Here is a 20,918-nt window from a genome sequence, read left to right as displayed (position 1 = left end):
CCAACTCGGAGAAGCAGTATGACAATACGAGTCGCAATAAATGGCTATGGCCGCATTGGTCGTTGCATTTTAAGATCGATTTTTGAATACAACAGACAAAATGAATTTGAAGTCGTTGCCATTAACGACTTATCAGGCATTGAGGTCACAGCCCATCTAACCCGTTACGATTCAACGCATGGTCACTTTAAATCAGAAGTAGCCGTTGAAGGAAGCTGCCTAATTATTGATGGTCACAGCATTCAAGTTACTGCTGAGCGTGATCCTGCCCACCTTCCATGGAAAGACTTAAACGTTGATTTAGTGTTTGAATGCACTGGATTTTTCACCAGTAAAGATGCTGCGATGAAGCACATTGAAGCTGGAGCTAAAAAAGTATTGATCTCTGCACCTGGAAAAGGGGTCGATACCACCGTTGTTTATGGGGTAAATCATTCAGTAATCCGTGCTTCGGACGTTATTGTCTCTAATGCTTCTTGCACCACTAACTGCCTGGCTCCTGTGGTCAAGGTGCTCAATGATGCAATGGGAATTGAGTCTGGGTTAGTCAACACAGTCCATGCTTATACTAAAGATCAAATGCTTCTTGATGGCAGTCATAAAGATTTACGTAGAGCTCGCTCTGCTACACAATCCATTATTCCAACTAAAACTGGTGCTGCAGCAGCAGTGGGCTTGGTTTTACCTGAATTGGCAGGAAAGTTAGATGGATTTGCTATGCGCGTTCCTGTGCTTAACGTATCTGTAGTTGATTTAACCTTCATTGCAAAGCGTGATACCTCTGTTACCGAAGTCAATGATCTGATGCGCAAAGCCAAAAGTAAAATTTTACACATTAACGAGGATCCACTGGTTTCATGTGATTTTAACCATAACCCAGCCTCGTCAATTTTTGATACCACCCAAACAAAAGTTATCGGCAACTTAGTGAAGGTAGTCGCTTGGTACGATAATGAATGGGGCTTCTCTAACCGTATGTTAGATACTGCTCATCAAATGATGAATTGCTAAAGGATAAACAATGAACCTGATTAAAATGAGTGACATAAACCTCTCTGGCAAACGAGTTCTAATTCGAGAGGACCTCAATGTCCCAATCAAGGATGGCATCATTACTAGTGATCAACGCCTACAGGCAGCTCTGCCAACGATCCAATCAGCCTTAAGAAGTGGAGCAGCTGTCATTGTTCTTTCACACCTTGGTCGCCCGGAAGAAGGTGTTTTTGAACAACGATTTTCCTTACAACCTGTTGCCGATTATTTAAAAAATAATTTGGATCATCCGGTTAAATTTGTAAGCGATTACCTAAATGGGGTCGATGTTAAACCTGGTGAATTAGCCCTCTGTGAAAATGTTCGCTTTAATCAGGGTGAAAAAAAGAATGACCAGAACCTAGCAAAAAAATTAGCTAGTCTTTGCGATATTTTTGTTATGGATGCATTTGGAACTGCACACAGGGAACAAGCATCTACTTATGGAGTTGCCCAGTATGCGCCAATGGCTGTTGCAGGCCCATTGCTTGTAAAGGAATTGGATGCATTACAACATGTACTCAAAGATCCTAAAAAACCCATCGTTGCCGTTGTTGGGGGTGCTAAAGTCTCCTCTAAATTAACGTTGCTAAAGCAATTAGTGGGGATGGTAGACTGCCTGATTCCAGGCGGCGGTATTGCCAATACATTCCTAAAAGCCCAAGGGTATGAAGTTGGTCTTTCTTTGTGTGAGCCTGATTTACTAGAAGAAGCTCGAACGATTTTACAACTTGCTAAAGAAAAGGATTGTTTAATTCCTTTGCCCACCGATGTCGTAGTAGGTAAATTCTTTGGCGAGAGCTGCCCTGCTTTTAATAAAACATTAGCCCATGTTGCAGAAGATGACATGATCCTAGACATTGGACCTGATACGATCAGCATGTACCTAGATGCCATTGATCAAGCCAATACCATTATTTGGAATGGTCCTGTAGGTGTATTTGAGTTCCCACAATTCGCCTATGGAACTAGAGCAATTGCAATTGCAATTGCTGAAAGCGATGCCTTCTCGATTGCTGGAGGTGGCGATACTTTGGCAGCTATTGATCTCTACGATCTGAACCAACAAATTTCCTATATTTCGACAGGAGGCGGGGCATTTCTGGAATGTTTAGAAGGAAAAACATTACCAGCAGTTGCCATTTTGCAGGAGCGCGCTAAGAATGACACAACGCAGAACTAAAATTGTTGCCACCCTGGGTCCTTCCAGCAAGGATCCGGACGTACTCCGCGAACTATTGACTGCCGGGGTTGATGTAGTTCGCATCAACTTTTCTCATGCCGATGCATCTGCTCTAGAACTTATTGCCTTAGTGCGCAAATTAGCCACTGAATTAAATCATCCTGTAGCCATCATGGCTGATTTACAAGGACCAAAGATACGCGTTGGCCGCTTCAAAGACAAATCCATTACTTTAGTGGATGGACAACAATTTACTCTGGATTGTAACGCGGAAAACACACTGGGTGATACTCAAGGTGTTTCAGTAGCATACCCTAGTTTAGCGGATGAACTTTCTGAAGGAGATCATCTCTTAATCAATGATGGGCTTATCGAGTTAAAGGTTGAAACCATTTCAGGCTCAAAAATCCAATGCCAAGTCATAGAAGGTGGAGTTCTTAGCGATCTGAAAGGCCTCAATCGCAAAGGCGGTGGTTTAGCGGCTAGAACCTTAACAGAAAAAGATAAAACCGATTTGAAAACGGCTATCAAAGCCGAAGTAGATTACATCAGTTTGTCCTTTGTAAAAGATGCGCAAGATATCCGTCAAACCAGAAGTCTACTGGAAGAATATGGTGCTAAATCAACATCCATTATTGCTAAAATTGAACGCATGGAAGCATTGGATCATCTGACTGACATCATTCAAGAGTCCGATGCGATTATGGTCGCTCGAGGTGATTTAGGGGTTGAGGTGGGTGCTGCAGAAGTACCCGCGATTCAAAAACACATCATTGAACAGACTCGTTGGCTTGATAAAGTGGTCATTACAGCGACTCAAATGATGGAATCCATGATATCCAATCCCCAACCAACACGTGCGGAAGTCTCTGATGTTGCAAACGCCATCTTAGACGGAACCGATGCGGTCATGCTTTCAGCTGAAACAGCCAGCGGCCTTTTCCCAGTAAAAGTCATTAATATGGTGAATAAAATCTGCTTAAGTGCTGAAAAGCATGCTAACTTTATTCTACAAAATGCTACGGAAGCTTGCCATTATCTTAGAGCAGATCAAGCAATCGCAACGGCAACTATGCACGCAGCCAATCACTTTCCCATTCAAGCGATTGTTACACTCACTGAATCTGGCGATACAGCCTTATGGATATCAAGGCAACACAGTACCGTTCCAATCTTTGCCATCTCAGCCAACAAGCGCACGATTGGCAGACTCTGTTTAATGAATAATGTCTTTCCCATTTACATCAATTTTCATGAAATCAATCCAGAACAACTCAACGAAGAAATTATCAATGAATTGGTGAAAGCCAATCACATTGAGCGAAAGGGATATGTTCTTCTTACCAGGGGAGCAAAGATTGGTACGCCCGGAGGAACGAATTGCATGGAAATTATTTCATTAGCAAAATGATGTGTTTCGATATCATTAATGTCTTTACACATAAATAGTAAAGAGAACACGCTGTTTTATATTTACATCAATCGTCCATTCTCAGTATTAATGCACCTTGTAATTAGATTCTAATTTGCGTAGCATGCTTTTTTTCAACGCACAAAGTGCATAACTAGAAGGAAAGACAATGAGAAGGCTAATTGATATTAATGGAAATAAGCTAACTGTTGCAACTGAAACAATAGGCGTAAATAGTGGTGCTACTCTTTACTTCCAACCCATATTTGTGATTACCAAAGAAGAAGCTGAAGTGACTTTAACTCTAAGTTCACTGGCTCAAAACTTCTATAAAATTCCTAAAGAATTATCCACAAATGATAAAATCAAATTTTTATTGGATTGTATAACCCGTGAAGAAAGTAAGAATACGGATATGCATCTATTAGTGACTTCATTTTGTAATGGTGAAGCTAAAAATGGCGCTACTTTGTTTACAGTTTCTGGTGATAACCTAAAACCATCCGTGCTTTCAGACGATATAGGAGATGAATATCAATCGACCAACTCGTGCCTCTAGGGATATTTAGATCGATTCATTACATCGAGGGAAAATGGACTTTCTTTACCCTATCCTTCTCAGTGATAAACAACGTATTCCTTCCTAGTTTTCTTTAACCAACATAAAGTACGCTTCAACATAGTCAGGCAAGGATCTCGTGGCCTTATATAAGCCTTCTTTACCCGAAAAACTTCCTGCTAAATAATCAATTTGATATAAATTAAAATCAAATGCTCCACCAGTATCTGCAAGAATACCCATTTTAGATTGAGTTTGACCAGTGTTGTTCTTGTATTGAATAAATAAGAGTCTTCCTAAACCAAATTCGTTTAAATCCCCAGCAAAAGTGACTTCAGGATAGACAGTGATCTTGTGTTCAGCATCTTTCCCATATCCCTTTATCCCATCAACCTCTTTAAAATACCAATAACGCTCTTGCTCGTAAGGTCCTTTTGAACGGTCATAAGCAATGTTATTGTTACGGTGAACATTGAATATTTTTTTTCCTATTGGCGGACCAAAATCAGCCACCACGGTTCCTTGTAAAAGGGTTGTTTCTAGATCGTCTCTTGTTAAATAAGCAAGTGCTTTTACTGGTTTGTGATTTAACGCCCCTTTTAAAATGGCGTGTTTTCCGTACTTAAAGCGTGTCAAATTAGGTATTGCATTGGCCGCTTCCAAGCTTAAATTGGCTTCATCAGCTGGCAAAGCATACAGGGCATAGGGTCTTAGTGAAGAAGGCTTTGTGCTTGCTTTGGCTAAATGTACGAAATACTTGGTCATTAACACTTTATCTGTAGGTAAGTGTTGTAGAAGTGGTTTTCCTTTAGATAACTTCTTTGCTTTGCTCGTATCTGGATACCAGCGAATAAATTCAAAATGTTGTTTAATAAATTGGGGATCATTTAATTTGGATTGGTTATTGCAAACAAATACCAAAGTTTTCTTCACTCTCTCTAAGGGAATAGGAAGGATTTTTCCACCATGTATTACTTGTGGATCGTATTCACTGCCTTTATTCAAATAAGACAGTGTATTTTGCGCAGTAAGGCATAGCTCCTTCGTGTGAATCTGATAATTGGCTAGTTCGTTTGGATGGAGTGCAACAAATTTTGGTGCGGCTAGACTGATCTGAGAAACAAGCCATAGCCAACAAACAATCCTCATCTTCATTTACTCGGCCGTTTCCTTTGTTTCATTTGCTTTAATGGACAGTCCTAGTTTTGCTTTTAGCCTCGCTACAGCATCAGGATCAAACTGTTTGGTCGCTTTGTGTTTTACGATTACAGCAGGTGCTTTATTTACTGGAGGGGTTTGAGAAGACTGCTGTGAGTATGCGGAGCTTCTTAAGGGATAAACGGTAGAATAAGATTCGTCTTGGAGTTCATGTTGACTCCCTTTTGAACTTCCATAATAGTTATCATTGGTCAGCTGTTGGCTGGATGATTTGCTTACCATCGATTTACGAGCATTTTTTACACTTTTCTCGATGCGTTTCTTAATTTTAAGGGCTGCGTGTTCCGCTTCTTCAACGGTTACCTCAGCAACAGCATCTCCAAACAAATTAATCCGCATTTCCTTGGCTTTTAAACAAGCTAAATAATCTAGTCTTCTTGAAAAAACAACTACAGCCTCACGCAATTTACTTTTGGATATTCCAGCCGCCGCTGCTTCATCAGCATAGTCTAGAATATCTTTCATGATCCCAATTTTTAAAGGCCGAATTCTTAAAGAATTATCAAAAGACTCAGGAAATTTTGCAGCAAGCCAGGTTAAAGCTTCTGAACGAGCTCTCTTAGCTTGATTTTTTTGGGTTTTATTGATGACAGCCGTGCGGGGATGCAGCTCCTGTGTTCTCATTCTAGTACCTTTAATGATGAATTGTCTGTTAATAAGGAATGATCAAAAATGATTGATTTGCAAACGTCTCTTAGACCTAAATAATTGCTTGCCATATACTGAAATTAGAAAATTGTATTATGCGCTTAACCGCCTTAGAATTGAGCACACAATGTACAATGATTATGGATGGTTTGCAAGCGTTCTCGAAGGAATTTGTCGCGTTATAAAAATTAAAGTGTACTTAAATGCGAATCTCCTGTCGTGTCAAGACTAAACCTCCTGACCTCTATGAACAGTGGTGTTAATCTATTCTTAATGTCACTTTACTATAGTTAAATATATCGAGAATGAAGACAAAGAAATGGAAACTATTAAAACCCTTCAAGAATACATGAGTGATCATCAAGACAATCTGACATTATATCAAGTTGCTATGGGTATAAGTCTTCGAGCACAAGGTTTAACTTATAGTGACTCTATTTTTGTAATTGATGGCTCGGTTGATTTATTCTCTCTTGAAAAGGGCTACCATCTTAGAATCATTGATCTTGGTTCAGATCGTTTTCACATCTATGGTATAGAAGTTATCTCAAAGGGTAATATTATCGTTCATGAAAATATTCCTTCTAATCAATTAGAAAATCATGGTGATGATCTATTTCGAAATCAATTGATGCATTTAAATACCCAAGGCAGAATTTATTATCGGGTAGCAAAGACACAGGGTGGAGGATATGATCTTCATGAAGATTTAGTTGTTAAATATGCAACAGATGGGTCAGTATCTGACTATGTTAACCCTCTACTTTGCTCTAATAGTACATTTCCAAAACCTGTTAGCATTCCTAGAGCTATAACTGAGCCTTTACAGCTTGTAAATCAAGACCGTAATAGAGTAACACCTATGGTATCTGATCTATCGAGCACTAATTCAAAACAATTTCCGGTCAATGAAAAATCACCTTTGTTTTCTTCTACCAGCAACGCCGTAAGTTGCTCAAGCACTTTGTCATTTTGTTCTAAACTCCTGGCTGCTCTTGGAGGTGTAGCCCTTGTTATTGGTATACTTGCAGTAGTCGGTGTAATTACGGTCATTGCTCCTCCAGTAGGTATTGCGGTAATTGTCGGTGGTGCCGTTGCATTAGGATTAGGTGTTGGAGGTGCATGCTTCTTTAGTAGTAATAAAAAAACAGAAACAAACTCCACCGATACCGAAAACTTATTGCCCAAGATGGATTAACATTTTTATAATCAGATAATAGGCAACGTATATGGACTCATCTGTTTCCTCCCCTAAGAATCACTATTACACCTAGCAAAAAACCATCTCATTCCACTATAATTAAATATTATTAAAGGTTATGGTGACATCACTATGAAAATAAAACGCATACTATTTTCAGTTTTATCTGTATTTTTGCCGTGGCTTGTATTGTTATTTAAAGACAACCCAGGAGGTGCTTTGCTCGCTCTGCTTATGCAAGCAACTGTCATAGGATGGCCTTTTGCCTCTATCTGGGCCTGGCGAACTATAAATCCTGTTCAAGAATCAGATACTACAAAAGCACAGGGGTGATTATGTTAACACGAGTCATCGTCAATGGCGCAAACGGTAAAATGGGGACCTTGGCTTGTGAAACTCTTGATAAACATGAGCAGTTTCAATTAGTTGGTAAACTCACCAAGCAGGATGACCTCGCTGAAATTATTAAGGATACCCAAGCTCAAATAGTGGTTGATCTAACCCGAGCAGATTGTGTTTATGAAAATACACACACCATTATTCAAGCAGGAGCTAGACCTGTAATTGGTACTTCTGGTCTCATTGAATCACAAATACGAGAATTGACCGAATTATGTAACAGCAAAGAATTAGGTGGAATTATAGTCCCCAATTTCTCTATTGGAGCCATATTAATGATGGCCTTTGCTGAAAAAGCAGCTCAATATTACTCTGAGGTAGAGATTATTGAAGCTCATCACCAACAAAAGCTCGATGCCCCATCGGGAACAGCGATTAAAACGGCAGAAATGATAGCGGCAAACAGCAAGCTGGCTAAAAATAAGCTTGTATTAAAAGAACTAATCCCTGGTGTTCGAGGTGGAACACTGCACGACATCAATATTCACTCCTTAAGACTCCCAGGAATACTTGCTCGACAAGAAGTGTTATTTGGAAGCTCGGGGGAAACTCTATCCATTACGCATAACAGCATTGATAGACAAAGCTTTATGCCTGGAATAATACTCGCATGTCAAAAAGTTCTTGAGCTAAAGACACTTTTATATGGCTTAGAGCATTTGATATAAACAGATAACTTCGAACAATCAACCCCTCATCAGCCCTTCAGGCACCTTCTCCCCATTCCTGGGGCAAGGGGAAAATTGAAGGGAGTTATTTTCAAGTCCCGATAAATTACACATCGAATTGTTTACAACGATTACGCATCACGAACCTTCCTTTAAAAAGGAAGGTTCACTACGCATAGCCGCTACTGAAATAAACTGAATTCCCTTCGCTCTCGCTTCGAATTATCAAACAATGAATTCCAATTGGTTATAAGCTTTGCAGCAACCCCTTGAAGAGTAGCACCTTGCTCCAAAGGATCCAGCAATGTTCGTATACCATTATAAACGGAATTGGTTGCTGGTAACCTTGAGTCATCTTCTTCAGGTCTTTCCAGAACGATTTCAAATATTTTACTCATACGATGCACGTTATCATTACCTGATTTTTCATCGCTCATGACTTTTGCTATCTTTCTTATTCCAGTTGGAGTATTGCTTGAAGATTCTTTATCATAAAATTTCAGTGACCACGATGTCGACTTGGTTTTAAATTGATTTTCTTCATTGATTAAAGAGCTTAAAGAATCATACAAGTCAGTGCATAACTTCTCTCCAAGCTGCTTGGCGATTAAGAAGCAATGTAATTCTCTACCCTTGGACATATAGGCGCCGAGGTCTTTACTGATGTTTTTCACCTCATTGTCAGTCGCTAACCGATCGTCCTTCCTTAATGCATCCTTATCGTTTAAGAGGGTTTTTATTGCTTCAACAATATCTGCTGGCCAATACCATTCAGGAGTTTTAATCCCCTCGGAACCAGGAGCATTTTGCCCCGCTAGTTCTTGCTGATGTCTAGACACGTAGAGCATCGCAACCAGATTAACAAATTTAACACGATCTTGTTTCTCTTTTGGATCCCCAAACTTTGGCCATACTCCATACAGCTCTTTGTATAAAATCATTGCATCTGTATGAATGAGCTCAATCGCTTTTCTGTCCTTTCCGCTGACGCAAGAGCCATAACTATAACCATTCATCGTCAGAATGATAAGCTGTTCGAGTGAGCTTAGGAATAATTCCCTTCCATCGTAGTCCCAAATGGTTGCAGTACCAATAGAGGACTCTAATACCGCTTTATAGTCATGGATAAGAGCCTCAAGTTCTGGGTATACAGACACCAAGAGCTTTGCCTTTGCAATTAACGCCAAGCTTTCTTTATCGTCTGCTAGAGTGTAATAACAACGTTTCGCAATATTGAATGGGTGATTAGGTTGGACAAAATTTGCTGACCGTTTGTGTCTTTCAATAGCTGAACGTGCAATCCTAAAGAGCTCCAAATCTGGTGGAGGTTCCGGTAAATAATCCCAAACAGCGTCTGGCACATAATCAAAAGCTGTAATGGGGCTAATCAACGTTTGTAGGAGCAGTGATTGCTTATCCGTTGCAAACTCCATGACCTTCTCTAGATTCGCTACAACATGTCGTTGTTGAACAGCTTGTGGTTGCTTTAATATATCTCGACTGGATACATGGCTTGAACGATATCGTGGATTAAAAAAAAGTTTAACCTCACCACTCTTGTTAAGCATAAAAAGACTGTGAGACCCGTAGTTCGCTGGAAGAGGCAATGTTCGATGACGACTCGGTACGAAAGAAAATGCTTCTTCTATAGTTTCAGAATTGCTAAGAACATACTCAAGAAAATATTGTTGTTTTTCAGATAAGGTCCAATACCACAAGGGCAATTTACAAATCGATCGTACCGTAGATTCAAAGTTCTTATTCGAGGCCAATTCTGAAATTTGCTTTTTAAACGAATCAATCTCAGTATCAATTTCTTTCGCTGAAGAACATGCAGTCGCTAAAAATCGAAACAACTCTTTCTGTCCAGGAGAAAAAGTCTCAAACCATAATGGAAGAGGGGTTTTATTATTTTTTATTCGATTTAGATCTTCTAACAAATTTAACGACGTGGTTTTAGCTGTTTTCCATTTAAGCAGGAGTTGATTGAGATCTTGACGAATCGTTTTAGGGCTAATTGGATGTATCTTTAGATTAGAAAAATACACTTGCTGATATTCTTGTTTAAGCTCCCTAAACCACTGAGGTGTTTTAGGGTATTTAGCTCCCTTAATACCCTCTAATTCCTGAACCAACAAAGGATAGATTGGAGATAACGATTTGTCATATTGCAATACAAATTTAATTTCGCCTGTCTCAGTTTTTAGAGGAGTTAAGGTTGCAATATCTTGTCTTCCACGTTGCATTAACATGTATTGCTCAGCTTCATTCAAGCAAGCAATCGCTTCCTTCTCCGGATCGGAGTCCGACCAATCCCATTCCTTAGCAAGGACATCCACAAGGCTTCCTGTAAATTTCTCAAGCTCTTTATGCAACTCAGACAAAGTAGACTTTTTTAAGTCGCACGCCTTTCTGCATTCTTCAGCGTAAGCTCTTAAAGTTTCAACGTTTATGGAAGTAAATGTTGGGTTTGGTGGATAGGCTTTTAGAATAAAGAGAAACGCGTCATACAAACTGTTAATTCGATTTTCAATGCTATGTCGATATCTAGGTTTAGATTTAAAGTACTCGATTTTATGATCAGGAAGCAGTTTTTCTAATGTTCGAGTGACTTCAGGGGATAATTCTGTGTCTTCCAAAACGCGTAAAATAATTCCGTTTCCCATAGCTTAATTCCTTTACTGCTGGTTCCATTTTCCCATTATTGTATAAATTTTCTATCGAAACAATGATTTAACTAAAACTATTCATTTTTCACTGCTTAAGATAACAGGAAGTTCTGTACCTTAATAGCTTTACTTCATGTTAAACTAAAATTTCTGAAGTTATAGTAAAAGGATGCTTATGAAAAGTACAGAGGATATCACCGGCCATTCTGAAATTGGAATTGATGAAGCCGTTCAAAATGCATTAACAAAAATCAAAAGCATAGAACACTTTGAAGTTGTAGAGACATTAGGTGTAAAAGGTGTTCATTCAGAAAGACAATATCAGGTCACTCTCAAAGCACGACAAAAATAGGCAAAGACTTTATGCAAGCCAAACGGATAACTCGTTTGGCTTGTAACATTCTGAATAAAAGGAGTTGAATATGGGATATACAGTGCCCCACTTTATTGGCGGTCAATTAGTTAATGAAAGCAATGGCGAATCACAATCCATCTATAATCCAGCGTATGGAGAGATCGTTGGACAAGTTCATTTTGCCTCCAAAGCACTTTGTGATAAAGCGGTAGCAACTGCCAAAGAAGCCGGCAAGGAATGGGCAGCAACCCCTGCAATCAAAAGAGCTCGAATATTATTTCGCTTCCGTGATCTTCTCGAAAAACATCAGACTGATTTAGCGCGTATAGTTACACGCGAACATGGAAAAACGATTGACGATGCAAAAGGATCTGTGGCCCGAGGCATTGAGGTGGTTGAGCTACACTGTGGTCTTGTGAATCAGCTAAAAGGGGACTACTCCCCAGAAGTCGCTAATCACATCGACTGCTACACGTTTAGACAGCCATTAGGAGTTTGTGCTGGGGTTTCACCCTTTAACTTTCCGGTAATGGTACCAATCTGGATGATGATTCCCGCTATTGCTTGTGGAAATACGTTTATTCTCAAACCTTCCGAACAAGATCCATCAGCTCCCATTCGCCTACTGGAGTTATTAAATGACGCGGGTTTGCCTGCAGGGGTTGCCAATTGCCTTCAAGGGAACAAAACAACAGTGGATCATCTTCTCTCTCACCCTGATATCGCCGCATTTACTGCTGTAGCTTCTACTCCAGTTGCACAATCAATTTATAGTACTGCTACAGCCTATGGCAAAAGAGCCCATACATTCGGTGGTGCTAAGAACCATTGCGTAGTCATGCCAGATGCCGATCTTGATCAAGCAGCAAATGCAATAGTCGGCGCAGCATACGGTTCCGCAGGAGAAAGATGCATGGCCTTGTCTGTAGTGGTTGCTGTTGGAAATGACACTGCAGATGCCTTAATCCATAAAATGGCTCCACAAATTCGCGCAATCCGAATCGATGCTGGGGATGTGCCTGGTACTGATATGGGTCCACTTGTTAGTAGCGCCCATCGTGAACGCGTGCTTGCCGCCATTGAAAAAGGAACCAAAGAAGGAGCACAATTAATTATCGATGGTCGGAAATTTACTCACCCACAATACCCTCAAGGTTTTTATTTAGGCCCATGTTTGTTCGATCATGTTCATGAAGACATGTCTGTCTACCAAAATGAGATTTTTGGACCTGTATTAGTTGTTTTAAGAGTCAATACATTTGAAGAAGCTCTGAATCTGGTTAACAAACACCAATACGGCAATGGAACCGCCATTTTTACCCGGGATGGATTTACTGCTCGTGAATACAGTCAACGTGTTCAAGTGGGAATGATTGGTGTAAATATCCCTATCCCAGTCCCTGTTGCTAACCATCCTTTTGGCGGCTGGAAACGCTCTGCTTTTGGTGATACCAACATGCATGGCGAAGAAAGCATTCACTTTTACACCCGTCGCAAAACAGTCACGAGCAAATGGCCAATTACCGAGTTAAAAAGCAGCGCATTTATTATGCCTACCCATGACTAAACTAATTCGGAGAAGAGAATGGCACGCATAGGATTTATTGGATTAGGCCATATGGGGTTACCTATGGCAATGAACCTGGTTAAAGCCAATCATCAGGTCATGGGTTTTGATCTTCAAGCATCAGCCTTAGAGGAGTTTTCTAAACAAGGTGGATCAATAGCTCAAAACCTCATTGAGGTAGCCAAGGACAAGGATATTATCATCACTATGCTACAAACGGGTCAGCAAGTAGCAAAAGTTTGCCAAGGAAATGAGGGGGTATTCAAACATCTCGGCAGCAACTCTTTATCGATCGACTGCTCAACAATTGATGTAAATACTTCAAGAGAAATACATCGCTTAGCTAGAGATCATCAACTCCTCTCCGTTGATGCTCCCGTTTCAGGAGGCGTTGCTGGAGCAGCAGCAGGCACGTTAACGTTTATGGTTGGTGGAGAACTTAATGCCTATCAAGCAGCTCAACCAATACTTGCCTGTATGGGTCAAAAAATAATTCATACTGGAGGAGCAGGAAGCGGTCAGGCCGCAAAAATTTGTAATAACATGATCTTAGGGATATCGATGGTTGCCATTTCGGAGGCCTTTACTCTTGCTAAAGAGCTAGGGCTTTCCGCAGAAAAACTCTTTGAAGTTGTTAATAATTCTTCAGGCCAATGCTGGGCTTTATCCAAATACGTCCCTGTGGCTGGAATTTTAGATAAGGTTCCTGCAAACAACCAATTCAAACCTGGGTTTGCAGCACAGATGATGCTTAAGGATTTGTTATTGAGTCAACAAGCATCTGAAGCGGTTCAAGTAAAAACACCGCTAGGAGCTAAGACCACTGAATTGTATAAAGAATTTATAAACAAGGGACAAGGGGATCTAGATTTCTCCGCAATCATCCAATTGATAGCTGAAGTTCACGAGGTTTAATATGCAGGAAGAACGGTTACTTCACCCCCATATAACATCAACAGAAGATTCGATCTCCGAGTTCTGGTCTGAAATAGCAAATCAAACTATTGATTGGATACGTCCTTGGAAAACTGCCCTAAAAGGAAATTTCCATGAAGGGTCTATTTCTTGGTTTCATGATGGTGAATTGAATGTTAGCTCGAACTGCTTAGATAGACACCTTCCTCATAAAGCCAAGCAAACAGCCATAATCTGGGAAGGAGATGCAGAAAATCAATCAAGGCAATTATCCTTCGAAGAGTTGCATGCTGAAGTGTGCAAAATGAGCAATGTTCTTAAGCAAATAAACATTAATAAGGGAGATCGAGTTGGCATCTATTTGCCAATGATTCCAGAGGCTGCCATTGCTATGCTGGCGTGTGCACGTATAGGTGCAATACATACTGTGGTTTTTGCTGGGTTTTCTTCACATGCATTAAAACAACGCCTTATTGCTTCGGGGTGTAAATGTTTAATCACGGCGAACGGATTTTATAGAGGTGGAAAACCAATCAACCTTAAAGAACAAGCTGATGAAGCCAGTAATGATTTAGACCTTACTCGTCTGGTTGTCAAACACATTGATTGCGAAGTAGCTATTGATGAGCAGAAAGATGTTTGGTGGCATGAATTGAAAGAAAAGGTTTCTAGTCATTGTGAACCAGAATCCATGAATGCTGAAGACCCGTTTTTTATTCTTTATACATCAGGTAGCACAGGACAGCCAAAAGGATTGGTTCATACTACGGGAGGTTATTTGGTTCAAGCCGCCTATACCCATCAACTGATATTTAATTGCCAGCCCAATGAGGTTTTTTGGTGCACCGCTGATGTAGGATGGATTACTGGCCATAGTTATGTCGTGTACGGACCTTTGTGTAATGGAGTGACTACCCTTATGTTTGAAGGAGTTCCAACATGGCCAGATGCAGCCCGTAACTGGAGAATTGTTGATAAGCACTCAGTCAATGTCTTTTACACTGCCCCAACGGCCATTCGCTCATTGATGAAGGCTGGGGACCAATGGTTAACATCAAGCTCCCGACGCTCATTGCGATTATTAGGTTCTGTTGGTGAACCGATTAACCCCGAAGCTTGGCAGTGGTACCAGCAAAAAGTAGGTCAAAATAGATGCTCTATTGTAGATACCTGGTGGCAAACTGAAACCGGCGCAATCATGATAAGTCCCCGAACTACCGATGATTACCAGAAACCAGGTGCTGCTTGCAAACCAGTCCCAGGGATTATCCCTGTTCTATTAAATGAAAAAGGGCTTGAGATTCATGGTGCAGGAGAAGGAAGTTTAGCCATTAAGTACCCATGGCCCTCTATGGCAAGAACCATCGCTGGTGATCATGAGCGATATCTAAAAACTTACTTAGCCAATGGATACTATATCACTGGTGATGGAGCAAAACGCGATGAAGAAGGCGACTATTGGATCAGTGGTCGAATTGATGACGTGATTAATGTCTCAGGACATCGATTGGGTACCGCTGAAATAGAAAGCGCCCTGGTAAGCCATCATGCCGTTGCTGAGGCTGCTGTTGTAGGCTATCCGCATGACGTGAAAGGACAAGGAATCTACGCCTATGTGATCCTCAAAAATGGTAACAAGCCAGATGACGCGTTAAAAACAGCACTTATTAAACAGGTTAATACAGAAATAAGCCCCATCGCTAAACCCGATGTCATTCATTTTGTACCTGATTTGCCTAAAACACGCTCAGGAAAAATTATGCGTAGAATTTTGCGTAAGATTGCTGGAGGAGAGGTGTCCCATATTGATGAGCTGGGTGATCTGTCGACTTTGGCGAATCCACAGATTGTTGAGGAGTTGGTAGGTGGGACGTAGTTTTTTCCGCTCCCTTATGGTCGCCGTTCGGTTGGCGCGGCAGCGGGGACGGACTCCAGTCGAGATCTTCCCCATTGATCTTACGGTCGCGGTTCGGTTAGCGCGAACCAACCGAGCCGCGACCGTAAGGGAGAGGATTCAGTAATAGGCCACACTTAGCCTAGCTCAAACCAATGATTTAAAACGGCCATTAACTCATCAAGCCCTTCTTTCTTTGTTGAAGAAAACGATTGAACCGACAGTAAATGGTCTGTCAACTCATAAAGCTTCTTTACTTTATTCACTGTATTTTTCACATCGCTACGACTCAATTTGTCTGCTTTGGTCAATAATACATGCACGCGCAAGCCTCTATCCAGAGCCCAATCGATCATCATTTGATCAAGATCTTTTAACGGATGACGGATATCCATTAATAAAATCAATCCTTTTAAACTTTCTCTGACTTCTAGGTAATGGGCAAGATGCTTTTGCCATTCATTTTTTACGCTAATCGCAACTTTTGCATAGCCATAACCAGGCAAATCAACCAAACGCCTTTCTTCATCCAGTGTAAATAAATTAATTAATTGTGTGCGTCCTGGAGTTTTACTGGTTCTAGCTAAGTTCTTATTATTGGTTAAACAATTCAGAGCACTGGATTTTCCTGCATTTGAACGGCCAGCAAAGGCAACTTCATAACCAATATCTTCTGGAAGTTGGTTCACCCGTGCTGCACTTTTTAAAAATACTGCTTTAGAATATAAATTGCTTGACATAAAATAAATTTTCATTTGGTATTTCAACGAGACAGTGTAACATTAATTAACTAATTTATTATGAGAAATGAATGAAAAAATTAGCACTTGTAATTATACTGTGCTGTTCACCAGTAGCCTTTGCTGAGACGACTCCGCAAACTGTCCAAGAAAAAGCCGTCGTTTGCACAGCTTGCCATGGCCAAAATGGAATTAGCACCAACCCTGAATGGCCTAATCTAGCAGGCCAACACCCAGCCTATTTTGTAAAACAGCTCAATGACATCAAAGCAGGCAAATCACGAATTGCGCCAACGATGGTAGCCATGATTGCCAACTTAAATGAGCAAGAGATGAATGATTTAGCAGTATATTATGCTAAAATGCCGCTTGCTGAAGGCAGCACTGCGAAAAAATATGTGGCACGTGGTGAGCAATTGTACCGTGGTGGGGATTTGGACAAACACATTCCTGCATGCATCGCTTGTCATGGCCCCACAGGAACTGGAAATGAACAAGCCGGGTTTCCTTCGCTCTCTGGCCAAAAAGCAACGTATACCATGATGCAACTGCAAGCATTTAAAGATAAAAAGAGAACAAATGACTTAAATAACATCATGCAAGATATCGGCTCCAAAATGAGTCAAGAGGACATAGAAGCAGTTGCAAATTACATTCAAGGTCTGTATTGAGGAATTAATCATGTTGAAAAAGTTAATTGTTGTATTATTGATTTTGCCCCTAACTGCTTTTGCAGAAAATTTTGTCCAAGGCAAAGACTATCAATTAGTAAGTAGTTCTATACAAACTGCGAGCAAGGATAAAGTTCCAGTAATCACTGAGTTTTTCAGCTATGGATGTCCTTGGTGCTACAAAGTAGATGCCCCTTTGACTGACTGGGCTAACAAAATGGGAAAAAATGCACGCCTTGAGCGAGTTCCCGTTGTATTCAAGCCTAACTGGGATTTATATGCCAAAGCGTATTACACAGCCAGAACACTAGCCATGTCTGATAAACTTGGACCTGTACTGTTTAAAACGATACAAGAAAATAATCATTCTCTTGCCTCAAAACAAGCCATGATTGATTTCTTTGTTGCGCACGGAGTAGATAGAGAAATTGCGAAAAGCGCTTTTGAAAACTCCCCAACTATAGATATGCACGTGAATAGTGGAATGTCCTTAATGGCCTCTTACCAAATCAATGCTGTACCCGCGTTTGTCGTTAATAACAAATACAAAACAGATTTGGAAATGGCAGGTAGTGAAGAGCGATTATTTGCTATTTTAAATTATTTAGTCAGAAAATCAGCTTAAGATACCATTCAATGTAACCTGTGGTTTATCTGGTAAATCCCGGGTTACGCGTCGCTCAGCTGCGCTAGTTATGCTCCTTTACCCGGGTTTTCCAAGCTTAAAATTCCAGTATTAAAATCATAGGCGAAAATTTCAGCGTATCGTCCCCAGTCAATCATCGTTTTAAGAACCCGATCGGACTCTTTTTCACTTAAATAGTCTTCTAGTTTACTTAAAAAACGCTCTTCTGAAACTCGATGTCCAGTCTTCTCGTCTAAAACTCTTCTAATGTATCTGGCTAGAGGTACTTTTTCTAATAGTCTTTGGGCAAATAATTTCTTGCGTTCTTGTAAATCAGCTTCAGAGAATTGCTTTCCTAAATCACTTAATTGAATGTCTCCCGCAGATACTTTAGCAAACCCCAAAATTTCCAAAGTTTCTAAAATAGGGAACAGATCATCAATGTTCATCATTAATTCATCGGCCAACTCAGGCAAGTCAATTCGCTCTTCAAAAGATTTCATTGTTTCTATCAATCCTGATAGTTCCGATGGCTCAACGTCAGGTAATCGATAACCTAAGCCAATTTGCCTTTCGCGCTGAGCACGTTTTGCTTTTTCTTTTGGCCCAGTTGTCATCAGAGTATAAATCTTATCAACTAAAGCCAAATATTCTGGACTTTCTGGATCTCTTGGTTGCGGTAAAGTAACCGGTAATTCAGCTCTAATATAACCAGGATCGTTACCAAAAATGACAATTCGATCAGCCAGAGTTGCTGCTTCTTCAATATTATGAGTGACTAATAAAATGCCATTGGTGTGTGTTTTCTTTTCTTTCCATAATTCCAATAAGTCGGATTTCAAGTTTTCGGCGGTGAGTACATCTAAGGCAGAAAATGGTTCATCCATGAGTAATACATCTGGATTAATAACTAGGGCTCTAGCAAATCCTACCCTTTGTCTCATACCACCTGATAACTCTTTAGGAAAGGCAGATTCAAACCCATCTAAACCGATGATATCAATGGCTTCAATAGCGCGATGACGGCGTTCATCCCTGCTGACTCCTTGAGCTTCTAGCCCTAACTCCACGTTTTCTAATACGGTAAGCCAAGGCATTAATGCAAAGGATTGAAACACCATGGCAATCCCCTCCACAGGTCTTGTCACAGGAGTCCCTCTGTAAGTTACCGTTCCGCTGGATGGAGCAACTAAACCGGCAATAATTCTTAATAAAGTCGATTTTCCTGAACCTGATTTACCCAATAATGCAACAATTTCTCCTTCTTGCAATTTAAAGTTGACGTCTTCGAGCACAAGAAGGTCTTGAGTAGATGCTTTTTTAAATGATTTACACAAATTTTCAATATTAATAACCGTTTCAGACATAGATGCCTCAGTTCAAATTAAATCTCTCTTCAGCAAGACGGTAGAGAGGCCGCCAAATGAGATGATTAAAAGCAAGCACATAGATACACATCATAGCAGTCCCTAAAGCAATCCTGGGAAAATCTCCAGCGATGGTGCTGGCTTGTATATATTCTCCAAGACCTGTAGCCTTGAGCGTGGTATTTCCCCAACTGACCCACTCCGCCACTATACTCGCGTTCCAAGCGCCTCCAGCTGCCGTGATAGCTCCAGTAATGTAAAAAGGAAAAATGCCCGGTAATGCCAATCTCTTCCACCAGATCCACCCTTTTAGCCCAAAATTATCTGCAGCAAGATACAATTCACGCGGAATTCTTGATGCCCCAGCAATCACATTAAATAAAATATACCATTGAGTTCCCAAAATCATGAGTGGAGTAACCCAGATCTCGACGCTCAAATTAAACTGTACTATGGCGATAACGAACAAGGGGTAAAATAAATTGGCTGGAAATGCAGCAACGAATTGAATCACTGGTTGAATTTTTTGCGCGATGCGCGGTCGTAATCCTATCCATACGCCAACAGGGATCCACAACATCGAGCTCAAAAGAATTAATACAATGACTCTTGTTCCTGTAGCGGCTCCAAGAAAAAACACATGGAAAATATCACTAACTTTCAACTCAGCGAGAATGAATCTCAAGAGCAACCAACTGCCAAACACAATTCCGAGTAGAACCACACTCCCCCATATTCGATCCAATCGTTTTTGTTTTTTAATATCAATTTCTTTTACAACTTTTGTTTCACCGATTCTTAGCCAGCGTGTATTCACAAAACCATCGGTTAAAACGCCAATTCCAGAAGCCACTCTTTTCATTAAACGGCTGCTTCTTATCCAATCGATCAACCAAGACTGATACTCGGTATCGTCTAATGATTGTTCAGTCCTGAATTTTTCAGACCAAGCAATAAGTGGTCTAAATAATATTTGGTCGTACAAAAAGATTACGATCACCATGGTCAATATGGCGTAGCCTACTGCATGCAAATCACGCGCAGAAATCGCTAATGCAATATAAGACCCAACTCCTGGTAACCGAATATCTTGATGAGCGACGGATATCGCCTCAGACAATACAACAAAAAACCAGCTTGCCGACATCGATATCATCATATTCCATAGCAGCCCAGACATGGAAAAAGGCACTTCAACTTTCCAAAATCTCTGCCACGCTGATAATCGAAACATAGAAGACACTTCTATTAAATCGTAAGGAATGGTTTTTAACGATTGATAGAACCCAAAGGTCATATTCCATACCTGAGCAGAAAAAATTGCAAAAATGGATGCGCATTCAGGCCCTAATAGGCTATGGGGAAATAAACGAATAAACCCTGTTACCGTAATGGATAAAAAACTCAAAACAGGAATGGATTGTAGAATATCGATTGCAGGAATAATCACTTGTTCCGCTCTACGATTTTTAGCGGCTAAAGCACCTATAATAAACGTAAATAAAATGGAAAAAATTAAAGCGATAAACATTCGAATTACTGTTCGCAATGCATAAAAAGGTAGATTTGTAGGATCTAATGAGATCGGCAGTTGGTCTCCTAATTGGTATGGAGTCGCCATTTGCGATCCTGCCCAACCTAAAAAAAAGACGACAGCAAAGATTAAGACGAGCAATAGTAAATCCCAACGATTAATAAATCGACCAAACTTATCTGGGTTGTCAAAATAAAATCGATTATTTGCCACTTTCTATCTCTCGTTTACTATATTACGACCTGAACTTACGCCCAGATAA

General features: G+C 40.4%; 19 protein-coding genes. 13 read left to right on the top strand and 6 right to left on the bottom strand.

The genetic code is table 11. The features are described 5' to 3' along the window. Nucleotides 1–18 precede the first annotated feature (18 nt). The 4 genes from gap to Lwal_RS11775 all read left to right on the top strand — a co-directional run bounded on the left by gap (nucleotide 19) and on the right by Lwal_RS11775 (nucleotide 4,185). Nucleotides 19–1,011, top strand: a complete 993-nt coding sequence (gap, locus tag Lwal_RS11790) for a type I glyceraldehyde-3-phosphate dehydrogenase (RefSeq protein ID WP_058480989.1) — start codon at nucleotides 19–21, stop codon at nucleotides 1,009–1,011. 10 nt (nucleotides 1,012–1,021) lie between these two features. Beyond that, a complete protein-coding gene (locus Lwal_RS11785) occupies nucleotides 1,022–2,215 on the top strand; it encodes a phosphoglycerate kinase (protein ID WP_058480988.1) in 1,194 nt (397 codons plus the stop codon). Next, nucleotides 2,196–3,626 (top strand): pyruvate kinase, encoded by a 1,431-nt coding sequence (gene pyk, locus Lwal_RS11780; RefSeq protein WP_058480987.1) that lies wholly within the window; start codon nucleotides 2,196–2,198, stop codon nucleotides 3,624–3,626. The genes Lwal_RS11785 and pyk overlap by 20 nt, the downstream gene beginning before the upstream one ends. 169 nt (nucleotides 3,627–3,795) lie before the next feature. Further along, nucleotides 3,796–4,185 carry a hypothetical protein gene (locus tag Lwal_RS11775; RefSeq protein ID WP_058480986.1) on the top strand — a complete coding sequence of 130 codons (390 nt, stop codon included), beginning with the start codon at nucleotides 3,796–3,798 and terminating at the stop codon, nucleotides 4,183–4,185. Between the two features lie 84 nt (nucleotides 4,186–4,269). Here the strand turns inward: Lwal_RS11775 and Lwal_RS11770 are convergent, their stop codons facing one another. Together Lwal_RS11770 and Lwal_RS11765 are read right to left on the bottom strand one after the other, a co-directional pair. Continuing rightward, nucleotides 4,270–5,340: a hypothetical protein gene (locus Lwal_RS11770; RefSeq protein ID WP_058480985.1), complete on the bottom strand. Its 1,071-nt coding sequence runs from the start codon at nucleotides 5,338–5,340 to the stop codon at nucleotides 4,270–4,272. Continuing rightward, entirely contained in the window at nucleotides 5,341–6,027 is a 687-nt protein-coding gene (locus Lwal_RS11765; protein WP_058480984.1) for a ProQ/FinO family protein, read from the bottom strand. A 343-nt stretch (nucleotides 6,028–6,370) separates the two neighbouring features. Here Lwal_RS11765 and Lwal_RS11760 point away from each other — a divergent pair, with 343 nt between their 5' ends. The 3 genes from Lwal_RS11760 (at nucleotide 6,371) to dapB (ending at nucleotide 8,319) form a co-directional block, all read left to right on the top strand. After that, nucleotides 6,371–7,249 carry a hypothetical protein gene (locus Lwal_RS11760; RefSeq protein ID WP_058480983.1) on the top strand — a complete coding sequence of 293 codons (879 nt, stop codon included), beginning with the start codon at nucleotides 6,371–6,373 and terminating at the stop codon, nucleotides 7,247–7,249. Between the two features lie 135 nt (nucleotides 7,250–7,384). Next, the gene (locus Lwal_RS11755) at nucleotides 7,385–7,585 is read left to right on the top strand and encodes a hypothetical protein (protein WP_058480982.1); all 201 of its coding nucleotides are present in this window, start codon (nucleotides 7,385–7,387) and stop codon (nucleotides 7,583–7,585) included. Nucleotides 7,586–7,587: 2 nt separating this feature from the next. Continuing rightward, on the top strand, nucleotides 7,588–8,319 hold the full coding sequence (dapB, locus tag Lwal_RS11750) for a 4-hydroxy-tetrahydrodipicolinate reductase (protein ID WP_058480981.1): 732 nt from the start codon (nucleotides 7,588–7,590) through the stop codon (nucleotides 8,317–8,319). Between the two features lie 182 nt (nucleotides 8,320–8,501). On the opposite strand, the gene Lwal_RS11745 is transcribed toward dapB, so the two are convergent. Next, the gene (locus tag Lwal_RS11745; RefSeq protein WP_058480980.1) at nucleotides 8,502–10,985 is read right to left on the bottom strand and encodes a hypothetical protein; all 2,484 of its coding nucleotides are present in this window, start codon (nucleotides 10,983–10,985) and stop codon (nucleotides 8,502–8,504) included. 178 nt (nucleotides 10,986–11,163) lie between these two features. On the opposite strand from Lwal_RS11745, the gene Lwal_RS17430 reads away from it, so the two are divergent. From Lwal_RS17430 to acs, 4 genes are all read left to right on the top strand, one after another. Further along, nucleotides 11,164–11,340 carry a dodecin domain-containing protein gene (locus tag Lwal_RS17430; protein WP_133141211.1) on the top strand — a complete coding sequence of 59 codons (177 nt, stop codon included), beginning with the start codon at nucleotides 11,164–11,166 and terminating at the stop codon, nucleotides 11,338–11,340. Nucleotides 11,341–11,410: 70 nt separating this feature from the next. Then, on the top strand, nucleotides 11,411–12,910 hold the full coding sequence (locus tag Lwal_RS11740) for a CoA-acylating methylmalonate-semialdehyde dehydrogenase (protein ID WP_058480979.1): 1,500 nt from the start codon (nucleotides 11,411–11,413) through the stop codon (nucleotides 12,908–12,910). An 18-nt stretch (nucleotides 12,911–12,928) separates the two neighbouring features. Further along, nucleotides 12,929–13,825: a 3-hydroxyisobutyrate dehydrogenase gene (gene mmsB / locus Lwal_RS11735; RefSeq protein ID WP_058480978.1), complete on the top strand. Its 897-nt coding sequence runs from the start codon at nucleotides 12,929–12,931 to the stop codon at nucleotides 13,823–13,825. A 1-nt stretch (nucleotide 13,826) separates the two neighbouring features. Beyond that, complete coding sequence (acs, locus tag Lwal_RS11730) at nucleotides 13,827–15,701, top strand: acetate--CoA ligase (protein ID WP_058480977.1); 1,875 nt, start codon at nucleotides 13,827–13,829, stop codon at nucleotides 15,699–15,701. 155 nt (nucleotides 15,702–15,856) lie between these two features. Here the strand turns inward: acs and yihA are convergent, their stop codons facing one another. Beyond that, entirely contained in the window at nucleotides 15,857–16,459 is a 603-nt protein-coding gene (gene yihA, locus Lwal_RS11725) for a ribosome biogenesis GTP-binding protein YihA/YsxC (RefSeq protein WP_058480976.1), read from the bottom strand. A gap of 71 nt (nucleotides 16,460–16,530) precedes the next feature. Here yihA and Lwal_RS11720 point away from each other — a divergent pair, with 71 nt between their 5' ends. Together Lwal_RS11720 and Lwal_RS11715 are read left to right on the top strand one after the other, a co-directional pair. Then, a complete protein-coding gene (locus Lwal_RS11720; protein WP_058480975.1) occupies nucleotides 16,531–17,130 on the top strand; it encodes a c-type cytochrome in 600 nt (199 codons plus the stop codon). A gap of 10 nt (nucleotides 17,131–17,140) precedes the next feature. Then, entirely contained in the window at nucleotides 17,141–17,755 is a 615-nt protein-coding gene (locus tag Lwal_RS11715) for a thiol:disulfide interchange protein DsbA/DsbL (RefSeq protein WP_058480974.1), read from the top strand. Between the two features lie 68 nt (nucleotides 17,756–17,823). Here the strand turns inward: Lwal_RS11715 and Lwal_RS11710 are convergent, their stop codons facing one another. Both Lwal_RS11710 and Lwal_RS11705 read right to left on the bottom strand, forming a co-directional pair. Further along, on the bottom strand, nucleotides 17,824–19,122 hold the full coding sequence (locus tag Lwal_RS11710; protein WP_058480973.1) for an ABC transporter ATP-binding protein: 1,299 nt from the start codon (nucleotides 19,120–19,122) through the stop codon (nucleotides 17,824–17,826). Between the two features lie 7 nt (nucleotides 19,123–19,129). Beyond that, nucleotides 19,130–20,869, bottom strand: a complete 1,740-nt coding sequence (locus Lwal_RS11705; RefSeq protein ID WP_058480972.1) for an ABC transporter permease — start codon at nucleotides 20,867–20,869, stop codon at nucleotides 19,130–19,132. Nucleotides 20,870–20,918 lie beyond the last annotated feature (49 nt).

Origin of the sequence: Legionella waltersii, from assembly GCF_001468085.1 — a bacterium.
Taxonomy (GTDB): Bacteria; Pseudomonadota; Gammaproteobacteria; order Legionellales; family Legionellaceae; genus Legionella; species Legionella waltersii.
This window is presented reverse-complemented; position numbering and strand designations above follow the sequence as displayed.

Coding starts and splice junctions, on each gene's coding strand:
- Lwal_RS11775 (WP_058480986.1), top strand. CDS start 3,796: ATGAGAAGGCTAATTGATATTAATGGAAATAAGCTAACTGTTGCAACT.
- pyk (WP_058480987.1), top strand. CDS start 2,196: ATGACACAACGCAGAACTAAAATTGTTGCCACCCTGGGTCCTTCCAGC.
- dapB (WP_058480981.1), top strand. CDS start 7,588: ATGTTAACACGAGTCATCGTCAATGGCGCAAACGGTAAAATGGGGACC.
- yihA (WP_058480976.1), bottom strand. CDS start 16,459: ATGTCAAGCAATTTATATTCTAAAGCAGTATTTTTAAAAAGTGCAGCA.
- Lwal_RS11710 (WP_058480973.1), bottom strand. CDS start 19,122: ATGTCTGAAACGGTTATTAATATTGAAAATTTGTGTAAATCATTTAAA.
- Lwal_RS11740 (WP_058480979.1), top strand. CDS start 11,411: ATGGGATATACAGTGCCCCACTTTATTGGCGGTCAATTAGTTAATGAA.
- Lwal_RS11755 (WP_058480982.1), top strand. CDS start 7,385: ATGAAAATAAAACGCATACTATTTTCAGTTTTATCTGTATTTTTGCCG.
- acs (WP_058480977.1), top strand. CDS start 13,827: ATGCAGGAAGAACGGTTACTTCACCCCCATATAACATCAACAGAAGAT.
- Lwal_RS11715 (WP_058480974.1), top strand. CDS start 17,141: ATGTTGAAAAAGTTAATTGTTGTATTATTGATTTTGCCCCTAACTGCT.
- mmsB (WP_058480978.1), top strand. CDS start 12,929: ATGGCACGCATAGGATTTATTGGATTAGGCCATATGGGGTTACCTATG.
- gap (WP_058480989.1), top strand. CDS start 19: ATGACAATACGAGTCGCAATAAATGGCTATGGCCGCATTGGTCGTTGC.
- Lwal_RS11785 (WP_058480988.1), top strand. CDS start 1,022: ATGAACCTGATTAAAATGAGTGACATAAACCTCTCTGGCAAACGAGTT.
- Lwal_RS11760 (WP_058480983.1), top strand. CDS start 6,371: ATGGAAACTATTAAAACCCTTCAAGAATACATGAGTGATCATCAAGAC.
- Lwal_RS11720 (WP_058480975.1), top strand. CDS start 16,531: ATGAAAAAATTAGCACTTGTAATTATACTGTGCTGTTCACCAGTAGCC.
- Lwal_RS11745 (WP_058480980.1), bottom strand. CDS start 10,985: ATGGGAAACGGAATTATTTTACGCGTTTTGGAAGACACAGAATTATCC.
- Lwal_RS11770 (WP_058480985.1), bottom strand. CDS start 5,340: ATGAAGATGAGGATTGTTTGTTGGCTATGGCTTGTTTCTCAGATCAGT.
- Lwal_RS11765 (WP_058480984.1), bottom strand. CDS start 6,027: ATGAGAACACAGGAGCTGCATCCCCGCACGGCTGTCATCAATAAAACC.
- Lwal_RS17430 (WP_133141211.1), top strand. CDS start 11,164: ATGAAAAGTACAGAGGATATCACCGGCCATTCTGAAATTGGAATTGAT.